Source organism: Nonomuraea sp. NPDC049784 (assembly GCF_040659615.1).
Taxonomy (GTDB): Bacteria; Actinomycetota; Actinomycetes; order Streptosporangiales; family Streptosporangiaceae; genus Nonomuraea.
This window is the reverse complement of the sequence record NZ_JBFAMX010000012.1, coordinates 1-18,719: the sequence shown is the minus strand read 5'-3', so window position 1 is coordinate 18,719 and position 18,719 is coordinate 1. Positions and strand designations below refer to the sequence as shown.

General features: G+C 70.2%; 24 protein-coding genes and 2 pseudogenes. 11 read left to right on the top strand and 15 right to left on the bottom strand.

Going from position 1 to position 18,719, the window contains the following annotated elements; translation table 11 throughout:
- The first annotated feature begins 32 nt into the window (after nt 1–32).
- Nucleotides 33–605 carry a TetR family transcriptional regulator gene (locus AB0J09_RS05485; RefSeq protein ID WP_360685538.1) on the top strand — a complete coding sequence of 191 codons (573 nt, stop codon included), beginning with the start codon at nt 33–35 and terminating at the stop codon, nt 603–605.
- Nucleotides 606–924: 319 nt separating this feature from the next.
- On the opposite strand, the gene AB0J09_RS05480 is transcribed toward AB0J09_RS05485, so the two are convergent.
- On the bottom strand, nt 925–1,533 hold the full coding sequence (locus AB0J09_RS05480) for a TetR/AcrR family transcriptional regulator (protein WP_360685535.1): 609 nt from the start codon (nt 1,531–1,533) through the stop codon (nt 925–927).
- 134 nt (nt 1,534–1,667) lie between these two features.
- Here AB0J09_RS05480 and AB0J09_RS05475 point away from each other — a divergent pair, with 134 nt between their 5' ends.
- Nucleotides 1,668–2,087 (top strand): helix-turn-helix domain-containing protein, encoded by a 420-nt coding sequence (locus tag AB0J09_RS05475; protein ID WP_360685701.1) that lies wholly within the window; start codon nt 1,668–1,670, stop codon nt 2,085–2,087.
- Nucleotides 2,088–2,135: 48 nt separating this feature from the next.
- On the top strand, nt 2,136–2,318 hold the full coding sequence (locus tag AB0J09_RS05470; RefSeq protein ID WP_360685532.1) for a hypothetical protein: 183 nt from the start codon (nt 2,136–2,138) through the stop codon (nt 2,316–2,318).
- Here AB0J09_RS05470 and AB0J09_RS05465 read toward each other — a convergent pair.
- Genes AB0J09_RS05465 through AB0J09_RS05455 form a run of 3 tightly spaced genes read right to left on the bottom strand, consistent with a single transcriptional unit; the run spans nt 2,290 to nt 5,331 of the window.
- Entirely contained in the window at nt 2,290–2,772 is a 483-nt protein-coding gene (locus AB0J09_RS05465; RefSeq protein ID WP_360685529.1) for a CoA-binding protein, read from the bottom strand. The two genes, AB0J09_RS05470 and AB0J09_RS05465, sit on opposite strands and share 29 nt — an antisense overlap.
- Nucleotides 2,769–4,106, bottom strand: coding sequence for an O-acetylhomoserine aminocarboxypropyltransferase/cysteine synthase family protein (locus AB0J09_RS05460; RefSeq protein WP_360685526.1), 1,338 nt, complete (start codon nt 4,104–4,106; stop codon nt 2,769–2,771). Before AB0J09_RS05460 ends, AB0J09_RS05465 begins: the two co-directional genes overlap by 4 nt.
- Before the next feature lie 19 nt (nt 4,107–4,125).
- Nucleotides 4,126–5,331 carry a homoserine O-acetyltransferase gene (locus AB0J09_RS05455; protein ID WP_360685523.1) on the bottom strand — a complete coding sequence of 402 codons (1,206 nt, stop codon included), beginning with the start codon at nt 5,329–5,331 and terminating at the stop codon, nt 4,126–4,128.
- A gap of 74 nt (nt 5,332–5,405) precedes the next feature.
- Between AB0J09_RS05455 and AB0J09_RS05450 the strand changes: the two genes are divergently transcribed.
- Both AB0J09_RS05450 and AB0J09_RS05445 read left to right on the top strand, forming a co-directional pair.
- Nucleotides 5,406–5,954: an OsmC family protein gene (locus AB0J09_RS05450; RefSeq protein ID WP_360685520.1), complete on the top strand. Its 549-nt coding sequence runs from the start codon at nt 5,406–5,408 to the stop codon at nt 5,952–5,954.
- 18 nt (nt 5,955–5,972) lie between these two features.
- Nucleotides 5,973–7,208 (top strand): NAD(P)-binding domain-containing protein, encoded by a 1,236-nt coding sequence (locus tag AB0J09_RS05445; protein WP_360685698.1) that lies wholly within the window; start codon nt 5,973–5,975, stop codon nt 7,206–7,208.
- Between the two features lie 9 nt (nt 7,209–7,217).
- Here the strand turns inward: AB0J09_RS05445 and AB0J09_RS05440 are convergent, their stop codons facing one another.
- The 6 genes and pseudogenes from AB0J09_RS05440 to AB0J09_RS05415 all read right to left on the bottom strand — a co-directional run bounded on the left by AB0J09_RS05440 (nt 7,218) and on the right by AB0J09_RS05415 (nt 10,770).
- The gene (locus AB0J09_RS05440) at nt 7,218–8,234 is read right to left on the bottom strand and encodes an LLM class flavin-dependent oxidoreductase (protein WP_360685517.1); all 1,017 of its coding nucleotides are present in this window, start codon (nt 8,232–8,234) and stop codon (nt 7,218–7,220) included.
- A gap of 355 nt (nt 8,235–8,589) precedes the next feature.
- Entirely contained in the window at nt 8,590–9,729 is a 1,140-nt protein-coding gene (locus AB0J09_RS05435; protein WP_360685515.1) for an LLM class flavin-dependent oxidoreductase, read from the bottom strand.
- A 10-nt stretch (nt 9,730–9,739) separates the two neighbouring features.
- Nucleotides 9,740–10,036: pseudogene (locus AB0J09_RS05430) on the bottom strand (pseudouridine-5'-phosphate glycosidase); the annotation flags it as partial.
- A gap of 109 nt (nt 10,037–10,145) precedes the next feature.
- Nucleotides 10,146–10,376, bottom strand: a complete 231-nt coding sequence (locus tag AB0J09_RS05425; protein WP_360685512.1) for a tautomerase family protein — start codon at nt 10,374–10,376, stop codon at nt 10,146–10,148.
- A complete protein-coding gene (locus tag AB0J09_RS05420; RefSeq protein ID WP_360685509.1) occupies nt 10,376–10,522 on the bottom strand; it encodes a hypothetical protein in 147 nt (48 codons plus the stop codon). The genes AB0J09_RS05425 and AB0J09_RS05420 overlap by 1 nt, the downstream gene beginning before the upstream one ends.
- Nucleotides 10,519–10,770, bottom strand: coding sequence for an HAD hydrolase-like protein (locus tag AB0J09_RS05415; protein WP_360685506.1), 252 nt, complete (start codon nt 10,768–10,770; stop codon nt 10,519–10,521). Before AB0J09_RS05415 ends, AB0J09_RS05420 begins: the two co-directional genes overlap by 4 nt.
- Nucleotides 10,771–11,002: 232 nt before the next feature.
- Between AB0J09_RS05415 and AB0J09_RS05410 the strand changes: the two genes are divergently transcribed.
- Together AB0J09_RS05410 and AB0J09_RS05405 are read left to right on the top strand one after the other, a co-directional pair.
- Nucleotides 11,003–11,623 carry a GNAT family N-acetyltransferase gene (locus AB0J09_RS05410; protein ID WP_360685503.1) on the top strand — a complete coding sequence of 207 codons (621 nt, stop codon included), beginning with the start codon at nt 11,003–11,005 and terminating at the stop codon, nt 11,621–11,623.
- Nucleotides 11,624–11,740: 117 nt separating this feature from the next.
- Nucleotides 11,741–11,950 carry a hypothetical protein gene (locus AB0J09_RS05405; RefSeq protein ID WP_360685500.1) on the top strand — a complete coding sequence of 70 codons (210 nt, stop codon included), beginning with the start codon at nt 11,741–11,743 and terminating at the stop codon, nt 11,948–11,950.
- Here AB0J09_RS05405 and AB0J09_RS05400 read toward each other — a convergent pair.
- Nucleotides 11,928–12,512: a TetR/AcrR family transcriptional regulator gene (locus AB0J09_RS05400; protein WP_360685497.1), complete on the bottom strand. Its 585-nt coding sequence runs from the start codon at nt 12,510–12,512 to the stop codon at nt 11,928–11,930. The two genes, AB0J09_RS05405 and AB0J09_RS05400, sit on opposite strands and share 23 nt — an antisense overlap.
- A 94-nt stretch (nt 12,513–12,606) precedes the next feature.
- On the opposite strand from AB0J09_RS05400, the gene AB0J09_RS05395 reads away from it, so the two are divergent.
- Complete coding sequence (locus AB0J09_RS05395; RefSeq protein ID WP_360685495.1) at nt 12,607–13,515, top strand: NmrA family NAD(P)-binding protein; 909 nt, start codon at nt 12,607–12,609, stop codon at nt 13,513–13,515.
- Between the two features lie 242 nt (nt 13,516–13,757).
- On the top strand, nt 13,758–13,889 hold the full coding sequence (locus tag AB0J09_RS05390) for a hypothetical protein (RefSeq protein ID WP_360685492.1): 132 nt from the start codon (nt 13,758–13,760) through the stop codon (nt 13,887–13,889).
- Here AB0J09_RS05390 and AB0J09_RS05385 read toward each other — a convergent pair.
- Entirely contained in the window at nt 13,876–14,697 is an 822-nt protein-coding gene (locus AB0J09_RS05385; protein WP_360685489.1) for a helix-turn-helix transcriptional regulator, read from the bottom strand. The genes AB0J09_RS05390 and AB0J09_RS05385 overlap by 14 nt on opposite strands.
- 160 nt (nt 14,698–14,857) lie before the next feature.
- Here AB0J09_RS05385 and AB0J09_RS05380 point away from each other — a divergent pair, with 160 nt between their 5' ends.
- On the top strand, nt 14,858–15,583 hold the full coding sequence (locus AB0J09_RS05380) for an alpha/beta fold hydrolase (RefSeq protein ID WP_360685486.1): 726 nt from the start codon (nt 14,858–14,860) through the stop codon (nt 15,581–15,583).
- A 48-nt stretch (nt 15,584–15,631) separates the two neighbouring features.
- On the opposite strand, the gene AB0J09_RS05375 is transcribed toward AB0J09_RS05380, so the two are convergent.
- Nucleotides 15,632–16,051, bottom strand: a complete 420-nt coding sequence (locus AB0J09_RS05375) for a PPOX class F420-dependent oxidoreductase (RefSeq protein WP_360685483.1) — start codon at nt 16,049–16,051, stop codon at nt 15,632–15,634.
- Entirely contained in the window at nt 16,048–17,433 is a 1,386-nt protein-coding gene (locus tag AB0J09_RS05370; protein ID WP_360685480.1) for an MFS transporter, read from the bottom strand. Before AB0J09_RS05370 ends, AB0J09_RS05375 begins: the two co-directional genes overlap by 4 nt.
- A 105-nt stretch (nt 17,434–17,538) precedes the next feature.
- Here AB0J09_RS05370 and AB0J09_RS05365 point away from each other — a divergent pair, with 105 nt between their 5' ends.
- The gene (locus AB0J09_RS05365; RefSeq protein ID WP_360685477.1) at nt 17,539–17,982 is read left to right on the top strand and encodes a MarR family winged helix-turn-helix transcriptional regulator; all 444 of its coding nucleotides are present in this window, start codon (nt 17,539–17,541) and stop codon (nt 17,980–17,982) included.
- A 458-nt stretch (nt 17,983–18,440) separates the two neighbouring features.
- On the opposite strand, the pseudogene AB0J09_RS05360 reads toward AB0J09_RS05365, so the two are convergent.
- Nucleotides 18,441–18,719 (bottom strand): annotated as a pseudogene (locus AB0J09_RS05360) (DUF1707 domain-containing protein); the annotation flags it as partial.

Genomic DNA, 18,719 nt, shown 5'->3' with positions numbered 1-18,719 from the left:
AAACGGAGTCGGACTCACCTTATGGAGGATCGTTGCCGTCATCACGTCCACTGCGCGCCGATGCCCGCCGCAACCGCGAAGCGCTCCTGGTCGCGGCGCGGGAGGCGTTCCTCGCCGACGACGACGCCCATGTGGAGGAGATCGCCCGCCGAGCCGATGTGGCCATCGGCACGCTGTACCGCCACTTCGAAACGCGCGAGGCGCTCGTCGCGGAGGTGTACCGCCAGGAGGTCGCCGAGCTCTGCGCAACCCCCGCCCGGCTGCTCGCGCAACACGCCCCGGACGAAGCACTGCGCACCTTCCTGCTGCTGCTCGTGGAGCACGCGGCAGTAGGCAGAGGGATGGGTGAGGCGCTGGAGAGCATCATGGCAACCGATTCGCCGGTCTTCGACGACGCGCGCGAGGAGATGGCCCGCGCCCTCGGCGAACTTCTCGCCGCAGGTGTCGCAGCCGGCCTCATCCGCAAGGGCATCAGCGGGCGCGTCGTGCTGCGCGCCCTCGGCGGCATCTGCGGGATGCGCGCCAAAGGCTGGAAGGACGACGCGCTACGCATCGCGACGATCCTGTTTGACGGGTTGCGCTACGGCGCAGCGAACCACCGCTAGATCGACCACAACACACCCGAGCGAAGTCATCAGATCGCGAGAGGGCCTAGCGGGTCTTCAGCGAGCTTTGTGCGGACAGATGCATCGGAGCTTGCGGCAGTTCTGCGACTACATCAACGATCCGTACTACGGCTGGCCAGCCGAATGCGAGGATCGTTTCAGGCGCGCGAAGTAGTCCGGAGCCGTGCTTCCGCGGCCGACCGTCATGCCAGGTCGGCCAGAACGGCTGTGAGGAAATACCGCCGCCGCGCCGTGGGATCCGGCCGGCAACCGCCGGCAGGGGCTCGACCGCTTCATTCCTGAGCGTAGGCCTGCGGCTTCAGGCGCCCGCCGGTCCGCTGTAGTCGGTGGCGGCATAAACCTGCAGGAGCCTGTCGACTCCGCGCAGGAAGGTCTCGCAGATCAGCACCGGGTCGAACAGGCACCCGGCGGCCATGGCGCCGTCGCGCATCATCACGAAGTGGCGGGCGGCGGGCTCGGCGCCGGTCTCCTGGATCTTGGCCAGCAGTTCCGTGACGGTGTCCAGGAACCATTGGCGGTGGGCGAGCACGGCCTTTTGCACCGGGGACTCGGGGTCGGGATACTCGGCGGCGGCGTTGAGGAAGGCGCATCCCCGGAAGCCGGGGGACTGGATGCCCTGGGCGATGGACTTGCTGAGGGCCTGGATGGTGTCGGCGGCCGGTAGTCCGGCGGCGATGGCCTCGTCGGCCTGGCTGCGCATGGCCCGGTCGACCTCGTTCAGGTAGGCGAGGACGAGGTCTTCCTTGCCGGGGAAGTGCCGGTAGAGGGTGGCCCGCGTCACCTGCGCCTCGGCGACGATGCGATCGATGCCGACGGCGTGGATGCCCTTCGCGTAGAAGAGCCGGGTGGCGGTGTTGAGCAGCCGGGACCGCGCTTCGGACGGCCGGCCTTCGGATTGGCTGGACATGCCACCATCCTAGCGGATAGAACGTTCGGTCTTGACAGACTGCGCCGCAGGTTGCCATGCTGAGCCTGACAGAACGTTCGGCCTAGCGGGAGAGGTCCAGCAGCGGCTCATCGTATTCACGTACGTACCAGTGGCTGTCGCGACCAGGGGCGTCGCGCAGCGCCATCCGCCGGCAGCGCCTCCACCGGCACGAGCGAGGCGGCGGCCTGGCAGACCATCCCGTCCTGGTACCTGCTCAGCAGGCAGGACCAGGCCATCGCTGGGGCCCGCGCCGCTTCAACGAGCTCAGGCGCACCGTTCCCGGCATCAGTCAGCGCATGCTGACCGCCACCCTGCGCGTGCTCGAACACGACGGGCTGGTCACACGCAGCGTGTACGCCGAGGTGCCGCCCCGCGTCGACTACGAGCTGACGCCGCTCGGCCGCACGTTGCTCGAGCGGGTCTGGGGACTGATCGACTGGGCCGTGGAGCGCCATGACGACATCGAGGGCGCCCGCGGCCGCTACGATGTCCGGCGCACACCCGAGAAATCCCAACAAAACTTACGGAAATAATCGGAATAGTCTGCAATGGCGCCGTAGAAGGACTTCATCGGGCTGGTCGTGCCCGAGCTGCAGCGCAGGGGCCGCTACCGGACCTCCTACGAGGACTCGACGCTGCGCGAGCGGCTGCTCGACCCGGGCGTCCACCGGTTGCCCGCCACCCATCCGGGGCCGCCCACCGCCGGGGTTGACGGGCAGAGGTTGATGGGGCGGGCTACTGGAGCCCGGCGCGGACGGAGGTGATGCGCCGGGTGTTGAAGCCGAGCCAGTGCATCCGGCCCACATAGCGCGCGTGCTCGACCTTGAGACAGCGGTCCATGACCACGGTCACGCCGCCGTCCTCGGCGATCCGCGCGCCCTCCTCGTTGATCACCCCGAACTGGCACCAGAGGGCCCGGGCGTCGATCGCCACCGTCTCCCGTGCGATCTCCGGCAGCGCGTCCGGCGCGCGGAAGACGTTCACGAGGTCCACCGGAACGGGCACGTCGAGCAGGCTCGCGTAGCTGGTCTCGCCGAGAATCTCCTTCTCGCGGGGGTTCACCGGGATGATCCGGTAGCCGTGCCGTTTGAGGTAGTAGCCGACGAAGTGGCTGGCCCGCAGCTCGTTGCCCGACAGACCGACGATCGCGATCGTCCTGGTCGAATGCAGGACGCGCTGGATCGTCAGCGCGTCCTGGTAACGGTCGAGTTCCGTCATGCCGAGGCCACCTTTCCTGCGATCGTGGGCGCCACGCGGGCCAAGCCCTGCTCCAGGTCCCAGATCAAGTCGCCGACGGACTCGGTGCCGACCGACAGCCGTACCGTCCCTGGTCCGACGCCGGCCGCCCGCAGCTCGTCGTCGCCGAGCTGGCGGTGGGTCGTGCTGGCGGGGTGGATGACCAGGCTCTTGGCGTCGCCGACGTTCGCCAAGTGCGACCAGAGCGTCAGGCCGCCGATGAGGCCCTGCCCGCCGGCCCGGCCGCCCGCGCAGTCGAAGGAGAACACCGCGCCGGCGCCGCGCGGCAGGTACTTGTCCGCCAGCGGCCGGTAACGGCTCTCCGGCAGCCCGGGGTAGGTCACGTTGGAGGCCAGCTCGTGCGACTGGAGGAACGCCGCGACCGCCCGCGCGTTGTCAACGTGACGATCCATGCGCAGCGACAACGTCTCCAGCCCCTGCAGGAACAGGAAGGCGTTGAACGGCGACAGCGCCGCGCCGAGGTCACGCAGGGTCTCGGCGCGCAGCTTCATCAGGTAGCCGTACTCGCCGAACGTCTCGTGGAAGCGCAGCCCGTGGTAGGCCGGCGACGGGTCCGCGATCACCGGGAAGCGCCCGTTCGACCAGTCGAACGTGCCCGCCTCCACGACGACGCCGCCGATGCTCGTGCCGTGGCCGCCGATGAACTTGGTCGCCGAATGGATCACGATGTCGGCGCCCCACTCGATCGGGCGGCACAGGTACGGCGTCGCGAAGGTGTTGTCCACGATCAGCGGCAGCTCGTGCTCGTGCGCGACGGCCGCCACGGTCTCGATGTCCAGCACGTTCCCGGAGGGATTGCCGATCGTCTCGCCGAAGAACGCCTTCGTGTTCGTCTGGATGGCCTTGCGCCAGGCGTCGGGATCGTCGGGATCGACCCACGTCAGCTCCACACCCATCTTGCGCAGCAGGTGCTTGAGCTGGTTCACCGTCCCGCCGTACAGCGCCGAGGACGACACGACGTGGTCGCCCGGCTGCAGCAGCGTGAAGAGCGCCGCCGCCTGCGCGGCGATGCCGCTGGCGAACGCCACCGCGCCGGCGCCGCCCTCCAGGTTCGCCACCCGTTCCTCGAACACCGCGACGGTCGGGTTCATGATGCGCGAGTACGTGTTCCCGTACTCCTGCAGGTTGAAGTACGCCGCCGCGGACTCCGGGTCCTCGAAGACGTAGCTGGTCGTCTGAAAGATCGGCACCGCGCGGGCACCCGTGTTCGGGTCGGGGCGTTGCCCGGCGTGCAGTTGCCTGGTCTCGAACCCGAACTCGCGGGCCTCTTCTGCACGGGGGAGCTTGTCGGTCACCAATTCCTCTTCCTCGACGTCACCCGGCCTGGGCCAGGAACCGGCGGATGATCGGCGTCTGTCGCGCCTCTTCCAGTAAGAAGCAGTCGTGGCCGTACGGCGCTTCGATCACCGCGCACTCGACTGGCTTGCCGAGCGCGCGCAGCGCCTGCTCGATCTCCTCCGATGCTGACGGCGGATACAGCCAGTCGGAGCTGAAGGCGATCAGCAGCGTGCGCGCCGAGACGCCGTCGAGCGCCTGCGCGAGCGACCCGCCGCCGTGCTGCCGGGCGAGATCGAAGTACGTCAGCGCGCGCGAGGTGTAGAGGTAAGTGTTGGCGTCGAAGCGCTTGACGAACGAGTCGGCCTGGTGGCGCAGGTAGCTCTCCACCTCGAACTCCGGCTCGGTGATCGTGTAGCGCAGGTCGTCGGCGAACTGCAGCCGTCGCCCGAACTTGTCGCTCAGCGCAGGTGCCGACAGGTACGTGACGTGGCCGACCATCCGCGCCACGCCCATTCCGGCGTCGGGGGTGCGGCTCGTGCCGTAGTAGCGCCCGCCCTGCCAGGCCGGATCGCGCATGATCGAGTCGCGCGCGATGGCGTTCCAGGCGACCCCTTGCGGGTGCAGCGCGTGTGTGCTGGCGATCGGGATGACGGCGTCGACCTGGTCGGGGAAGAGCACCGCCCACTCCAGCGCCTGCATCCCGCCGAGCGAGCCGCCGGCCACCGCCGCGAGCCGTTCGATGCCCAGGGCGTCCAGGAACGCGCGCTGCGTCCGTACCATGTCCGCGACCGTGATCACGGGAAAGTCGGGCCCGTACGGCCTGCCCGCAGCCGGGTCGATCGAGGACGGTCCCGTCGTCCCCCGGCAGCCGCCGAGCAGGTTCGTGGAGACGACGAAGAAGCGGTCGGTGTCGAACGCCTTGCCGGGGCCGATCATCCCGTCCCACCAGCCGAGCCCCTTGCCGCGCGCGCCGTCGCGGTCCTCGGCCCCGAACCCGTCGCGGGTGCTCTCCCCGGACGGCGCCCTGGAAAGGCCCGCCGCGTGGGCGTCGCCGCTGAGCGCGTGGCACACCAGGATGACGTTGTCACGCCGGGGCGAGAGGGCGCCGTAGGTTTCGTACGCCACCCGGACCGGGTGCAACTCCCGGCCGCAGTCGAGGCGCACCGGCTCAGGCAGGTCGAGGTACCGGGTCTCCACGACGCCGACGCTGCCGGCCGCGAGCGTTGTGGCTGGCTGCGACATGGGACTTATGGTAGCCGCCACGCCCGGTATATGGTCAAATACCTACCGGAAATACGGGAGACAGGGGCGAAAGCATGACCACAGTCGCGAACGGTGTGAACGTGCAGGCGCTGCTCGACGCGCGCGAGGTGCTGAAGGGCGCGCCCGAGGCCGCCCAGTTCGTCTGGCGGGCCTCCTCCACGTGGCGGAACGGCGTGCACAGCACCACGACCGTCAAGGAGTTCTTCGGTCTCGGGGAGGAGCGCAGCCACAAGACGGAAGCGGTGTTCGACGCCGACCACCCCGAAGTGTTCGCGGCGGAGGACAACGGGATCACGCCGATCGAGTACCTGCTCGTCGGCCTGGCGAGCTGCCTGACGGCCGGGGTGGCGTCCGTCGCGCAGAACCGCGGCATCCAGCTCCGCTCGGTCGAGGCGACCCTAGAGGGCAAGCACGACATCCGCGGCATTCTCGGCGCCGACGCCGACGTACGCAACGGCTTCAGCGACATCAAGGTGACGTTCCACATCGACGCGGACGCCTCCAAGCAGGACATCGAGGCGCTGGTGGCCCAGTCCCAGAAGCGCTCGGCCGTGTTCGACGCCCTGACGAACCCGACGAACGTCACCGTCGACGTCGCCTGAGCCCGGGAAGGCCGAGCCATCATCGAGCACGTCACGACCGTCGTCATCGGCGCCGGGCACGCCGGCCTCGCCGCGAGCCACTTCCTGCGCGAACGGTCCATCGATCACCTCGTGATCGAGCGCGGCGAGGTGGCGAACTCCTGGCGGCGCGAACGCTGGGACTCCTTCCGGCTGCTCACCCCCAACTGGCAGAGCCGCCTGCCGGGTCTCGCCTACGAAGGCCCGGATCCCGACGGCTACCTGACCGCGAAGGAAGTGACGCAGTTCATCGAGGGCTTCGCCGCGCTCTCCCGGGCTCCCGTCAGGGCCGGCACGAACGTCACGTCCGTACGGCGCGTCGATGGCGGATATCACGTGACGACGAGCCGCGGCGAGATCGGCTGCCGGGCGGTGGTCATCGCGAGTGGCGCCTGCAACCGGCCGGTGGTGCCACCGTTCAGCGAAGCGGTGCCGCCGTCCGTGGAGCAACTGACGCCCTTCGACTACCGCGAGCCCGGCCGGCTCCCCGACGGCGGCGTGCTGGTCGTGGGCGCGTCGGCGACCGGTGTGCAACTGGCGGCCGAGCTGCGGCGGTCGGGGCGGCCGGTCATCCTCTCGGTGGGGGAGCACGTGCGGCTGCCCCGCCTCTATCGCGGGCGCGACGTGCTGTGGTGGATGGACGCCTCGGGCGTGTGGGACCAGCGGTACGACGAGGTCGAGGATCTCACGCGGGCCCGGCGGCTGCCCTCGCCCCAGCTCGTCGGGACCCCCGAGCGCATGACGCTCGATCTCAACGCGCTCACCTCGATGGGCGTCGAGTTGGTGGGCCGCTGGGCGGCCGTACGCGATGGACGGGCGCTGTTCTCCGGTGGTCTGCGGAACGTGTTCTCGCTCGCGGACCTCAAGATGGAACGCCTGCTGGACACGTTCGACGCCTGGGCTCGTACGCGCGACCTCGAGATCGGCCCACCCGAACGCTTCACGCCGACCCGGGTGCCCGAGTCGGCGCGCCTGCAGCTCGACCTGCGGGGCGGCGAGATCCGCACGATCGTGTGGGCGACCGGTTTCCGTCCTGACTACGGGTGGCTCCACGTGCCCGTGGTCGATGAGAAGGGGCGGCTGCGCCACCACGGCGGTGTCGTGGACGGCCCCGGACTGTACGTGCTGGGGCTGCCCCTGCTGCGGCGGCGCAGGTCCACGTTCATCCACGGCATCGAGGCCGACGCGCGCGAGGTGATCGACCACCTCGCCGGGTACCTGGCCGTACGGCGGTGAACGTCGCGATCACGCGGGATGCCAGCCGAGTTCGGGCCCCAGCCTGGTGGCGATGTCGGTGAGGATCTGCACGTAGTCCTCGTGGTCGAAGGTGAACGGCAGCGCGAACGCGACCTCGTCGATCTCCCGGAAAGCGGCGTGCGCGTACAGTTGCTCGGCGATCTCGGCGGAGCTGCCGACGAGGTCGGGCGCGAACATCATGCGGGCCGGACCCTGCGGCGTGGCGGTGCGGGGCAGGCGCTTGCCGGCGTACTCCTTGTACTTGGCCCGCTGCTCCGGCGTGGCCGAGTCCGTGGGGATGACGACCAGACCCTGCGAGACTCGGGCCCGCTCGCCGTCCGGGTGGTGGGCGCGGAACTCCCGTACGTGCGAAAGCTGGATCTGCGCGAAGTTCTCCGATTCCTCCGCCTTGACCACGCTGCTGGTCAGGAAGTTCATGCCGTGCTCGCCCGCCCATCGGGCCGAGCGCAGGCTGGCGCCGCCGTACCACATGCGGGCACCCAGGCCGGGCGAGTGGGGCTGCACCCGGTCGGAGAAGACCTCGAACCCCTCCGTCCCCCTGAAGGCGGTGGCCGGCTCGCCGCGGACGAAGGACAGCAGCCGGCGCACCCGCTCGTAACTGAAGTCCTCCAGGTCGGCGGTGCCGGGGTGGAGCGCGTCCTTGATCTGGTCGTAGTGGAGCGGCGGGCCGACACTGACGCCCGGGTTGAGCCGGCCGCCGGACAGGACGTCCACTGTGGTCAGGTCCTCGGCCAACCGCAGCGGGTTCTCCCAGCCGAGGGGGATGACCGCCGTACCCAGCTCGATGCGGGTGGTGCGCTGGGAGGCCGCCGCCAGGACGGCGACGGGGGAGGAGATGCCGTACTGCAGGTGGCGGTGCCGCACCCACGCGCTGTCGAAGCCGAGCCGCTCGCCCAGCTCGATGATCTGCAGCGTCGACTCGTGTCCCGGGCGCGGGTCGTCCCCGTCGAACAGCCCGATGGTCAGGAAACCCAGTTTGCGCAGGGGTCGCGTGGGCAGCGGCACGGCGCTTCCTCTCTCCTCAATCGCGAGCGGATCGGACGTTACTACACCGAGCAGGAGAAGCCTGCCGACTGGGTGCTGGACCGCCTGGCGTGGCGGATCGCGGACAAGGGCGGCCTCGACGGCCGGCACACCATCCGCGATTCGTTCCATCGGCAGGGCTTTCCTCTCGCCTGACCCACCGGCCCGACGGGCTCTTCCTCGACTTCCTGTCCTCGCCGTACGGCGCGCAGATCCCCAGGAAGTCTCTGAGGACCTCGGCTTTGATCCCGCCACGGGCACTCCGGCCGGTGCCTACGCCGTCAGCGTGGGCACCTGACGGTCCGGGCGCCCGCGCCACCGCGCGGGCGTCCATCCGTCAGATTCCGGCAGTGATCTTCTGCAGCAGGTGCGGTCCGCGCTCGGCCCCCTCGCGGTCGCGCCTGGCCACCTCCTCCCTGACGATGGGGATGACGTGGCGGCCGAAGTCGATGGCGTCGCCGAGCAGGTCGTAGCCCCGGGCGGAGACGATGTCCACGCCCAGGTCGTAGTAGTCGAGCAACGCCTTGGCCACGGTCTCGGGGGTGCCCACCAGGGCGTTGGAGTTGCCCTCGCCGCCCGTGGCGGCGGAGGTGGGCGTCCACAGAGCCCGGTCGAAGCGCTCTCCCTTGGCGGCGATGGCGATCAGCCGCTGCGCGCCGGTGTTCTCCGGCCCGTCCGGCTGGTGCCCGCGCGGCGCCTGCCGTCCGCCCGCCCGCCGCGCCCGGATGGACTCGACCGTGCGCCGCGCCTTCTCCCAGGCCAGTTCCTCCGTGGGGGCGATGATCGGGCGGAAGGCCGCCTGGATGCGCGGCCGGTCCGCCCGCCCGGCCGCTCGCGCCGCCGCCCATACCGACTCGATCTGCTGGGCGGTGTCCGCCAGGGGCTCGCCCCACAGGCAGTAGATGTCCGCCTCCGCGCCGCCGGCGGCGTACGCGGCGGGCGAGGAGCCGCCGAAGGAGACCCCGGGACGCGGTTTCTGCACCGGGAAAATGTCGCTGACGTAGTCGTGGAATCGGTAGTGCTCGCCCTCGTGGTCGAACGGCTTCTTGCTGGTCCACACCTTCTTGACGATCTGGATGTACTCCCTGGTCCGGCTGTAGCGCTGGTCCTTGGTCAGCGTGTCGCCCTCGCGGCGCTGCTCGTGGTCGTTGCCGCCGGTGATGAAGTGGATGGTCAGCCGCCCGTCGCTGATGTGGTCCAGCGTCGCGAACGAGCGCGCGGCATAGGTCGGGTACGACACGTTCGGCCGGTGCGCGAGCAGGATCTGCAGCCGCTCCACCTTCGCCGCCAGCCAGCCCGCGGCCGGCGTGGGGATCGGTGTGTCCGATCCGTAGGCGAACAGGACCCGGTCCCAGCCGTGGTCCTCGTGCGCGCGGGCGAGTTTGAGCGTGTAGTCCTTGTCAAAGGAGAGCCCGGAACGGGCGGTAATCTCCGAGGCGTTGTTTGTGTAGGCGATGCCGAGAAACTCCACGGGCATGTGAGCGTCCTTATCGGAGAGCGGATCGATGGCGGGCGTGTGCGGCCGCGAGCACGCCGCCGACTTCGGCCGTGCTGATGACCATCGCCATGTTGGCCTGCGAGGTCCGCCCGCCCGTGACCTCGTCCACGGCTCGCATGAGGTATTTGGTGATCGCGTTGCCCTTGACGCCGTCCCGCTCGGCGGCGGCCAGCGCCGCGCGCACGGCGGTCTCGGCCACCGCGGAGTCCACGGCGTCCTCGGGGCGGGGCGGGGTGGTGATGACGACGGCGCCGCGACTGCCCGCCGCCCAATGGTTCTCGACAACGCGGGCGACGGCAGGCCATGCGTGATCACGTTCGACTCCAGCGCGACCACCGCGCGCCCCTCGGCCAGCGCCTGGGCCATCTCCTCGGCGACCACCAGGGGGATGCCGCTCAACCGCGGTACTCCGGAGCCTTGATCAGCAGATCCGGGCGGCCGGCTATCCGCGGCTCGTACACCGCGGCGGTCCAGTCACCGGGGTCCACCGGTTCGAGCGCGATGGACACGGCTCCCTCGTAGGTGCCGAACTGTTCCACGACCACCGCGGTCAGCGCGTCCGCCAGGCGTCGCTTCTGCTCCGGGGCGAGGTCGAGGGGGAAGTGCTGGATGGCGACGTGCGGCATCACGACTCCTTCGTGCTCGTGCGGATGGCGCGGGCGAGCTCGGCCACGCCGGGCTCCTTGAGCGCGCCGTAGTGATCGGCGACCAGCTCGAACACCTTCCCGTCGATGTGCGGCTGCTCGTCGCCGGCGGCCCTGATGACGGTCACCGGCGCGGTGAGCCCTTGAACAGGCGCTGATAGTGCCGAACTCCGCGGGAGACCAGCTCGCCGTCCGGTGCTGCGGCCAGCAGGTCGCCGAAGGCCCGTTCGAGCGGGAGCCCGATCGTGGCGCGGATGACCGCGGGCCGGGGTGCGGCGACGCCCAGCGCGCCGAACGCCGCGGTGAAGGTCTCGACGATCGCGCGTGGGGTGTCGACGAGCGTTCCGTCGAGATCGAACACGGTCAGGTGACTCATGACATCCTCTCCGGCTGCTGGAGCTTCAAGGTAGGAAGAGATTTGCCATAAATCAAGTGGGTTATATGGGAATCCCATAACCAACTAAACAAGTAGGTCTTGACGGCTTTTGGGAGCTGTGTTGAGCTGGGGGCGGCTGACGGACGTGAGAAAGGCCTCGGCTCATGCTTGTGGAGTTCCTTGGTATCGATGGAACCGGCGACGGTTCGGGCTCGCCGAATCGGGTCGCGGCATGACCGCACCCACCTTCCCCGCTGCCCCTGACGGGTTCCGTCCCTTACCGGTCGCGGAGAGGGGCGTCGGCTTCGACGCGCTGAACGACCCGGTGCGGGCCTCGCTGCTCGGGGCGCACGCACACCTCGCCGAACAGCGCGGCCGGGTGCTGCGCTACCCACTCGACGTCTCCCCGTTCCTGTCGATGCCGCACGACCCGGGCCCCGCCGACTGGGAGGACGTGGCGGCATTGGCGGGTGAGGGCGGCGACGTGCCGCTGACCGGTCCGGCAGCGGTGCCGCCGACCGGCTGGGAAGAGGCGAAGAACGTCCCCGGAGTCCAGCTCACCGGCGAACGCGTCGCCGGGACGCACGACGCAGGCGTGGTGCGGCTGGGGCCGGCGGACGTGCCGAGGATGCTGGACCTCGTCGAGCGGACCAAGCCGGGTCCGTTCCTGCCGCGGACCATCGAGCTGGGCGTCTACCTCGGGATCCGGCGCGGCGGTGCGTTGGTGGCCATGGCCGGGGAGCGGCTGCATCCGCCGGGCTGGACCGAGATCAGCGCCGTCTGCACCGACCCCGCCCACCGGGGCCGGGGGCTGGCGACCCGGCTGGTGCTCGCGGTCGCCGCGGGCATCTGAGACCGCGGCGAGACGCCGTTCCTGCACGCGTCCGCCGCCAACGCGCTGGCCCGCCCGGCGTTCGAACGCTTCCGCCGGCAACCCGTCGCCGCGAGCAACGGCTTCCCCTACGACAGCTTGGAGGACTTCGTCGCCCGCGGTTCGGCGCTGATCGGCAGCCCCGCGCAGATCACCGACAAGCTGCTCGCCCTGCACGCCGACTTCGGCAACGACCTGTTCGGCGTCGGCTTCGAGGGCTTCTTCTTCACCGACGCCGCCACCACACGGGGCCACCTGGAGTGCTTCTTCGCCGAGGTGGTGCCGGTCATCCGCGCCGAGCTGCGCTGACCTGCGGGCTCAGGCCCGCCACCGCGAGCCGGAACAGCCGCTCCGCCCGGGCGGCGGGATCGGGATGGTGCTCAGTCGCGAGGACGATCCCGACGATCAGCGCGATCAGGTCGGCGACGGTGACGCCTTCCGCCACCACGCCGTCCCGCACGGCACGGCGCAGCAGCGGATCGCCCGCCTTCTCCACCATCGCCGAGCAGGTGTTCTCATGCACCGAGCCGGGCTCGGCTCCCTCGTAGGACAGGGCCGCCGCCAGCCCTCGCGCCGCGACGCAGTAGGCGACGACGTCACCGAGCCAGCTCAGGAGCGCCACGCGGCTGTCGCCCTCGCCCGCCAGCTCGTTCGCGCGGGCGCACAGGGACTCGATCCGCTGGTGGGAGACCGCCTCCAGCAGTGCGCGGCGGGTGGGGAAGTGGCGGCGCACGGTGGCCGAGCCCACCCCCGCCACGCGGGCGATCTGCTCCAGGGAGGCTCCGGCGCCGTGCGTGGCGACCTCCTCCTCGGCCACGGCGAGGATGCGGGCGTAGTTGCGCCGGGCGTCCGCGCGCTGGCGGTCGGGCATGGCGTCATCTCCAGTGTTGCTAAGTGGCGGGCCCCGCCGTATCGTATCGCACAGAAAACGGCGGGCCCCGCCGTTTATTGCCCTAGGGAGCATCATGCCCGCACCATCCGCGCCCGTCCTGGTCATCGGCGCCACCGGCAGACAGGGCGGGGCCACCGCCCGCGCCCTGCGCGCGGCCGACGTCCCCATCCGCGCCCTGGTCCGCGACCCGGCCACCGACCGGGCCAGAGCCGTCGAAGCGCTCGGCGCCGAACTCGTCACCGGCGACCTCCACGACCGCGAATCGGTGATCCGGGCCGCCAAGGACGCCCGCGCCGTCTTCTCCGTGCAGATGGCCCCTCTGACCACCGGCGGCTTCGACTTCGACGATGAGGTGGCCCAGGCCGTCAACCTCATCGAAGGCGCGAAGGCCGCGGGAGTGCCGCAGTTCGTGCACACGTCCACCAGCGGCGCCGGCCGCCACACCGAGGCCCCCGGCCGGGAGGTGGTGGCGGCCCCGCTGAACGCCAAGGCCGCGATCGAGGAGCGCGTCCGCATGGCCGGCTTTCCCCACTGGACGATCCTCAAGCCGGCCTTCTTCATGGACAACTTCCTGCCGTCCATGGCGTTCCTGTTCCCGCGCGGCGTCGCGGGCGGCCTGGTGAGCGTGATAAAGCCGCAGACCCGCCTGTCCCTCGTCGCTACCGACGACATCGGCAGGGCGGCCGCCGCGGCCATCGCCACGCCGGAGCGCTTCGACGGGGTCGAACTGGAGCTGGCGAGCGACTATCTGCCGATGACGGAGATCGCCGGAATCCTCTCCCGCGCGCTGGGTACGCCCCTGTCCGCGCCGGACATGACCGAGGAGCAGGCACTCGCCGCCGGCATGCCGGCGATGGGCAGCTCGCACGAGTGGCTGAACGTGGCCGGCCAGCCGGCCCGGCCCCAGTACGCCAGGGACCTCGGCCTCACGCTGACCAGCTTCGAGGAATGGGCGCGGCAGCACCTGCGGCCCGCGGCATGACCCACTGAGCGACAGTCGAGTGCCCGCATCGACACTGCGCCTGCCAGAAACTCCAGGCCCTGCCCACCCGCTCCGATGTCAACGGCCAAGTGCCACTTTTACATGGCCACGGACATCCGAAGCCATGATCTACATCGCCGTGATCCACCTCATGACCCGCGCCTCACGAGCGAGAACACCCCCCACATGGCGCGGCACCTGAACCCGGGACCAGACAGGATTGAACGCCCACTCAGATCGCGGTGAACCTGCCGTTCGCCGCGACCACGGTGCCCGTGATGCAACCTGGAGCGCGGCCCGGCGAGGAAGCAGAGCACCTCGGGCTGGATCACCCGGCCGAGTGGCTGAGCATGGGCGGGGTCATGTCCGCATGACGGACGCGAGGAGCGCCAGCTTGTCGGCACTGTCGGTGCCGGGGTCCGGGTGGAGGACGACGAGCGTCTGGCCTGTCGCGCCGGTGACGGCCAGTCTCTCCCGGTTCAGCCACAGGCCACCGATCTGGGGATGGTCGATGTGCTTGGGTGTGCCTTCGCACGTGTTCACGTCGTGGCGGGCCCAGAGCCTGCTGAAGCGAGGGCTGGCGAGGGAGAGCTCGCCGACGAGTTCGATGAATCGGGGGTCGTCCGTGTCGGTGCCGACGGATTCGCGGAAGCCGGCGACCATGCCCTGCGCGGCGTCCTCCCAGTCCGGGTAGAGGGCCTGCTCGGCGGGGTTGAGGAATACGTCCCGCAGGCGGTTGCCCCCCGCCACGAGTCGCGGCGACAGAGCGGTCGCCAGCGCGTTGGCGGCGAGGACGTCGAAGTAGCGGCCCTCCACGTACGCGGGGAGCGGAAGCGTGACGACGAGCTTGGCGACGCCCGGAGGGACGGTCTCCTTCCGGGGTCGCCGCCGTCGCCGCCGGGGTTTTCCGGCCCCGAGGCGTAGCAGGTAGGCCGTTGCGTCGTCGTCGAGCAGCAGCACGCGGGCGAGGGACTCGAGGACCTGCTCGGAGGGGTTGCGGTCGCGGCCCTGCTCCAGGCGCAGGTAGTAGTCGGCGCTGATGCCGGCGAGCATCGCGACCTCCTCCCGGCGCAGGCCCGGTACGCGCCGTACGCCCACGGAGGGGATGCCGGCCTGTTCAGGAGTGACGAGCTCCCGGCGGGCGCGTACATAATCGCCCAGAAGGTTGGATTCGTCGCTCATGTCCCCACTGTAATTCGCACGCCTTCGTGCGTGCCTGGTCCTGTCACCCCCAGGATCGCGGGGGCTCTGGCTCCGTCAGCGGGTGAGCGGAAACCTCACTTCCAGGACGAACACCGGCGAAATCGGCCGGTGGTCCCTTCCGCTAGCAAGGAGCTACACCATGTCAACATTTTTGCTGGTACACGGGGCCTGGCACAGCGGGCAATGCTGGGAGCGGGTGGTCCCGTTGCTGGCATCGGCCGGGCATCGGGTGGTCGCGCCGTCGCTGACCGGCTACGGCGACAAGGCGCATCTGCTCGGCCCCGAGGTAGGGCTGGACACGCACGTCGACGACATCGTCAGGCTGATCACCGAGGAGGACCTCACCGACGTGATCCTGGTGGGCCACAGCTACGCCGGGCTGGTCATCTCGTCCGCCGCCAACCGGATCCCGGATCGGATCGCCCATCTGGTCTATCTCGACGCGATGGTCCCCGAGGACGGCGAGAGCGCGGTGGACGTGCAGCCCATGACCCAGGCCCTCATCGACCGCGCCGCGGAGTCCGAGATCGGCTGGCGGATCCCGCCGATGCCCGAGCTGCCGCCGCCCCTGGGCTTGTTCGGGGTCACCGACCCGGCGGACGTGGCGTGGCTGCGGGCGATGCTGTCGGATCAGCCGGTGCTCTGCCTCCGGCAACCGGTCCGGCTGGACAACCCGGCCGTGCGCACGATTCCGCGGACGCACATTCACTGCGTCGCCGGCGTACCGGAGGGCATCAAGCGGCGGCCAGTCCCAGCGATTCAGCCCAACGGCAGCCCGGCACAGGTGTGGGAACTGCAGACGGGACACGACTGCATGATCACCATGCCGGCTGAGCTCACCGAACTGCTGCTCAAGCTCGGCTGACTCGGGGGTCTACTGGAACGGAATCCGGCGTTGCAGAGGTTCCGCTGATCAGCGAGCCGCCGCTCTCCCTCTGCCGAACGCGGCTCGCGCCGGATTCCGTTCGAATTCACTCACCGGAGGCAGGCGCGGTAGCCGGCGAGGGAACGTTGTGCCGGTAGCGGGCAGTGATCGCCGATCCTCGGCGATGGACACGGATCGTGGCCATGAGTCAGGTGTCGACGGGCGCGGCCGCCACGGCGGCAGCACGTCGTCGATGACCAGCGCGGCGCGGCCGTTGCGCGCGACGTCGCGGAACTTCCTGGAACGGGCGAGATTGCGCCCGCCGATCTCGATGAGCGTGCCGGTCTCATCAAAGGACCAGCCGACGGGTACGACGTGCGGCATGCCGTCGGCGCCGACGGTGGCCAGGCGCCCCAGCAGCCGCTCGCCGCGCAGGTAGGCCAGCTCGCGTTCGCTGAAGATGCTCATGCCGTCACCGTCCGCAGGACACGCACGGCGTACGGTGAGACCGCGACCCCGAGGACCGCCACGCCTCCCGCCAGCCAGAACAGGACGGTGAAGGCCGAGTCGGGCACGGCCACGGCGCGTCCGCCGCTGCCGGAGGCGATCACGGCGGCGGCCAGCTGGCTGCCGACGACGCCGCCGACGGTGCGGGCGATGTTGTTGAGCCCGTTCGCAGTGCCGGTCCTGGCCGGTGGCACGATGTCGGCGATCAGCTTGGGCAGCGCCCCCATGACGAGCCCGGACCCCGCGCCGACCATCCCGTAGAACACGAGGTGATGCCAGTACGCGCCATGCTCCATGGCGATCAGCGCCGATCCCGCGGCCATCGCCAGGAACCCGATCGCCAGCGGCCAGCGGGAGCTGAACGCCTCCGAGATCCGGCCGACCGCCATGCCCGCCGGGATGATGGCCAGCATGCCGGGCAGCATCAGCAGGCCGGCGACCGTGACCGAGGCGCCGAAGCCGGCGCCGTCCGGGCCGGGCTGCTGCTGGGCGAACAGCGGGATCGCCACGTAGAAGAAGTACGACCCCGCGCCGAACAGCAGCGCGGCCAGGTGCGTGGCCAGCATCGGTCGGTCGGTCAGCTCTGCGACGTCGATGAGCGCGTCACTCCTGCGCCGCTCCAGGACCAGCAGGGCGGCCGCGAGCAGCACCCCGAGCGCGAATAGGCCGAGCACCGGCGCCGAGGACCAGCCCCACGAAGGGCCCTGGGTGAGGGCGAGCAGCACCGCGACCAGGCTGAGGCCGAGCAGCAGCGAGCCTGGCACGTCGAGCCCGCCGGAGGCGGCGCGTTCGCCGCGAGGTACCCATCGCGCGACCATGCCCAGGCTGATCAGCGCCAGCAGCGCGCCGAGGACGAACAGGTAGCGCCACGACAGCCGGTCGGCGAGCAGTCCGCCAACCACCAGCCCGGCTCCGGCCCCCGCGCCGACGATGCCGGACACCAGGCCCATCGCGGACGCCAGCCGTTGTCTGGGCAGCGCCTCTCGCAGGATCGCCATCGACAGCGGCACCACGGCCAGCGCCGCGCCTTGCACGATGCGGGCGGCGATGAGCTGGGCGATGTCCTGGGCGAGCGCGGCGCCGGCCATGCCTGCGGCGTACGCGGCGAGCACGCCGACCATCACGCGGCGCTTGCCGTATAGGTCGCCGAGTCGTCCGAGCAGCGGGGTGAGCACCGCGCTGGACAGCAGGAACGCGCTGAGGATCCAGGCCGACCAGGCCGGCGTGGTGCGCAGTTCGCGGGTGAGCAGGCCGAGTGCGGGCACCACGACCGTTTGCATCAGTGAGTAGCCGAAGACCGTCGTGACGAGCGCCGTCACGATCTGCCGGGGGGACGTCAGCATGGTCTCACCTCCACATTTAATTAGTACTACGAACAGTTCGCAGTACTAACAAGATAGTTTGGAGCGCGAACTGTTCGCAACTACACTCGGCGGCAGGAGGTGCGGATGGAGAGCGCGACGGACGCCGGGGCGCGGCCCGGGCCGGGCTTCGCCGCGGCGCTGGTGCGGATGTCACACCTCGTGCAGCACGTCTTCGCCGACGTCAGCCGCGAGCGCGATGTCACCCCACAGCAGGCGCAACTGCTATGCGTGCTGACGAGCGGCGACGGGGTCGGGATGACGGACCTCAGCAGGCTCCTGCACCTGGAGAAGCCGAGCCTCACCGGGCTGGTGGACCGGGCGGAGCGGCGCGGCTTGGTCCGCCGCGTGCGCGACGACGCCGACCGGCGCGCGTGCCGGGTCGAGCTGACGCCCGAGGGCGAGGACCTCGCCGTGCGGGTGCACGGGGAGATCGTCAACAGGCTGGAGGCGCTGGCCGCGGACCTGCCGGGCGAGGACAGGCTGCGGGTCGCCGACACCTTGACCATCCTGCTCGCGCAGACCCGCTAAACGGCGGCCTTTCGGGTCAGGAGAACCGGTGCGTCCCCTCGCGCTGAGGGCGAGGCCGGCAAGGCCGAGCGAGCCGTCCGCGAGGTCGCATTGCAGGCTGGGCCTCCGTACCTCAACTCCCAACGAGCCCAGGCTGCCCGCAGGTGACTCGACCTGGGCGATCGGATCGGTGGCTTCCGATTCTTGATCAGAGACTCGACCGGATCCTGATCATGAACGAACGCCACCTGCGCAAAGTCCTCGCCGAGTACGAGACCTACTTCAATATGCATCGTCCGCATCGATCCCTGAAGCAGGCCAGCCCTCTGCGGGAGCTACCCCCATTCGGTCGACGCCGACATCAATGTCTCCCGACGAGACCGCCTCGGCGGCCTCCTACATGAATACGCCCAGGTCGCATGAGGAGACACGATATTCGGCACCCACACGGTCGGCGCATCCATTCGCGCCACGCCGCGTCACCGCTGCGGCGTCTGCCGGCGGACGTCGAGCCGGCCGTGCCGCATTCGGCCTATCAAGCGGATGCGCAACGTCTCCGGTGTGCTGTCGTCGGCGTCCCTGCTGATCGCCAGCGTGCTGTGCCGCACCGACAGTTCGTTGGCGTCCACCGTCATGCCCGGCGCGAGGTCCAGTTCCACGTTGCCGCCGTTCACCCGTAGCTCGATGACCAGCTCGGGCGCGCTGCGCACGGCGCTGGTCAGGTCCAGCAGCACGTCGCACCACGCGGTGCGCAGCGC

Excerpts from the sequence above, each read along its gene's own strand:
- AB0J09_RS05480 (WP_360685535.1), bottom strand. The coding sequence starts at position 1,533 with ATGTCCAGCCAATCCGAAGGCCGGCCGTCCGAAGCGCGGTCCCGGCTG.
- AB0J09_RS05465 (WP_360685529.1), bottom strand. The coding sequence starts at position 2,772 with ATGACGGAACTCGACCGTTACCAGGACGCGCTGACGATCCAGCGCGTC.
- AB0J09_RS05455 (WP_360685523.1), bottom strand. The coding sequence starts at position 5,331 with ATGTCGCAGCCAGCCACAACGCTCGCGGCCGGCAGCGTCGGCGTCGTG.
- AB0J09_RS05450 (WP_360685520.1), top strand. The coding sequence starts at position 5,406 with ATGACCACAGTCGCGAACGGTGTGAACGTGCAGGCGCTGCTCGACGCG.
- AB0J09_RS05435 (WP_360685515.1), bottom strand. The coding sequence starts at position 9,729 with ATGCCCGTGGAGTTTCTCGGCATCGCCTACACAAACAACGCCTCGGAG.
- AB0J09_RS05425 (WP_360685512.1), bottom strand. The coding sequence starts at position 10,376 with ATGCCGCACGTCGCCATCCAGCACTTCCCCCTCGACCTCGCCCCGGAG.
- AB0J09_RS05415 (WP_360685506.1), bottom strand. The coding sequence starts at position 10,770 with ATGAGTCACCTGACCGTGTTCGATCTCGACGGAACGCTCGTCGACACC.
- AB0J09_RS05410 (WP_360685503.1), top strand. The coding sequence starts at position 11,003 with ATGACCGCACCCACCTTCCCCGCTGCCCCTGACGGGTTCCGTCCCTTA.
- AB0J09_RS05400 (WP_360685497.1), bottom strand. The coding sequence starts at position 12,512 with ATGCCCGACCGCCAGCGCGCGGACGCCCGGCGCAACTACGCCCGCATC.
- AB0J09_RS05395 (WP_360685495.1), top strand. The coding sequence starts at position 12,607 with ATGCCCGCACCATCCGCGCCCGTCCTGGTCATCGGCGCCACCGGCAGA.
- AB0J09_RS05385 (WP_360685489.1), bottom strand. The coding sequence starts at position 14,697 with ATGAGCGACGAATCCAACCTTCTGGGCGATTATGTACGCGCCCGCCGG.
- AB0J09_RS05380 (WP_360685486.1), top strand. The coding sequence starts at position 14,858 with ATGTCAACATTTTTGCTGGTACACGGGGCCTGGCACAGCGGGCAATGC.
- AB0J09_RS05375 (WP_360685483.1), bottom strand. The coding sequence starts at position 16,051 with ATGAGCATCTTCAGCGAACGCGAGCTGGCCTACCTGCGCGGCGAGCGG.
- AB0J09_RS05370 (WP_360685480.1), bottom strand. The coding sequence starts at position 17,433 with ATGCTGACGTCCCCCCGGCAGATCGTGACGGCGCTCGTCACGACGGTC.
- AB0J09_RS05365 (WP_360685477.1), top strand. The coding sequence starts at position 17,539 with ATGGAGAGCGCGACGGACGCCGGGGCGCGGCCCGGGCCGGGCTTCGCC.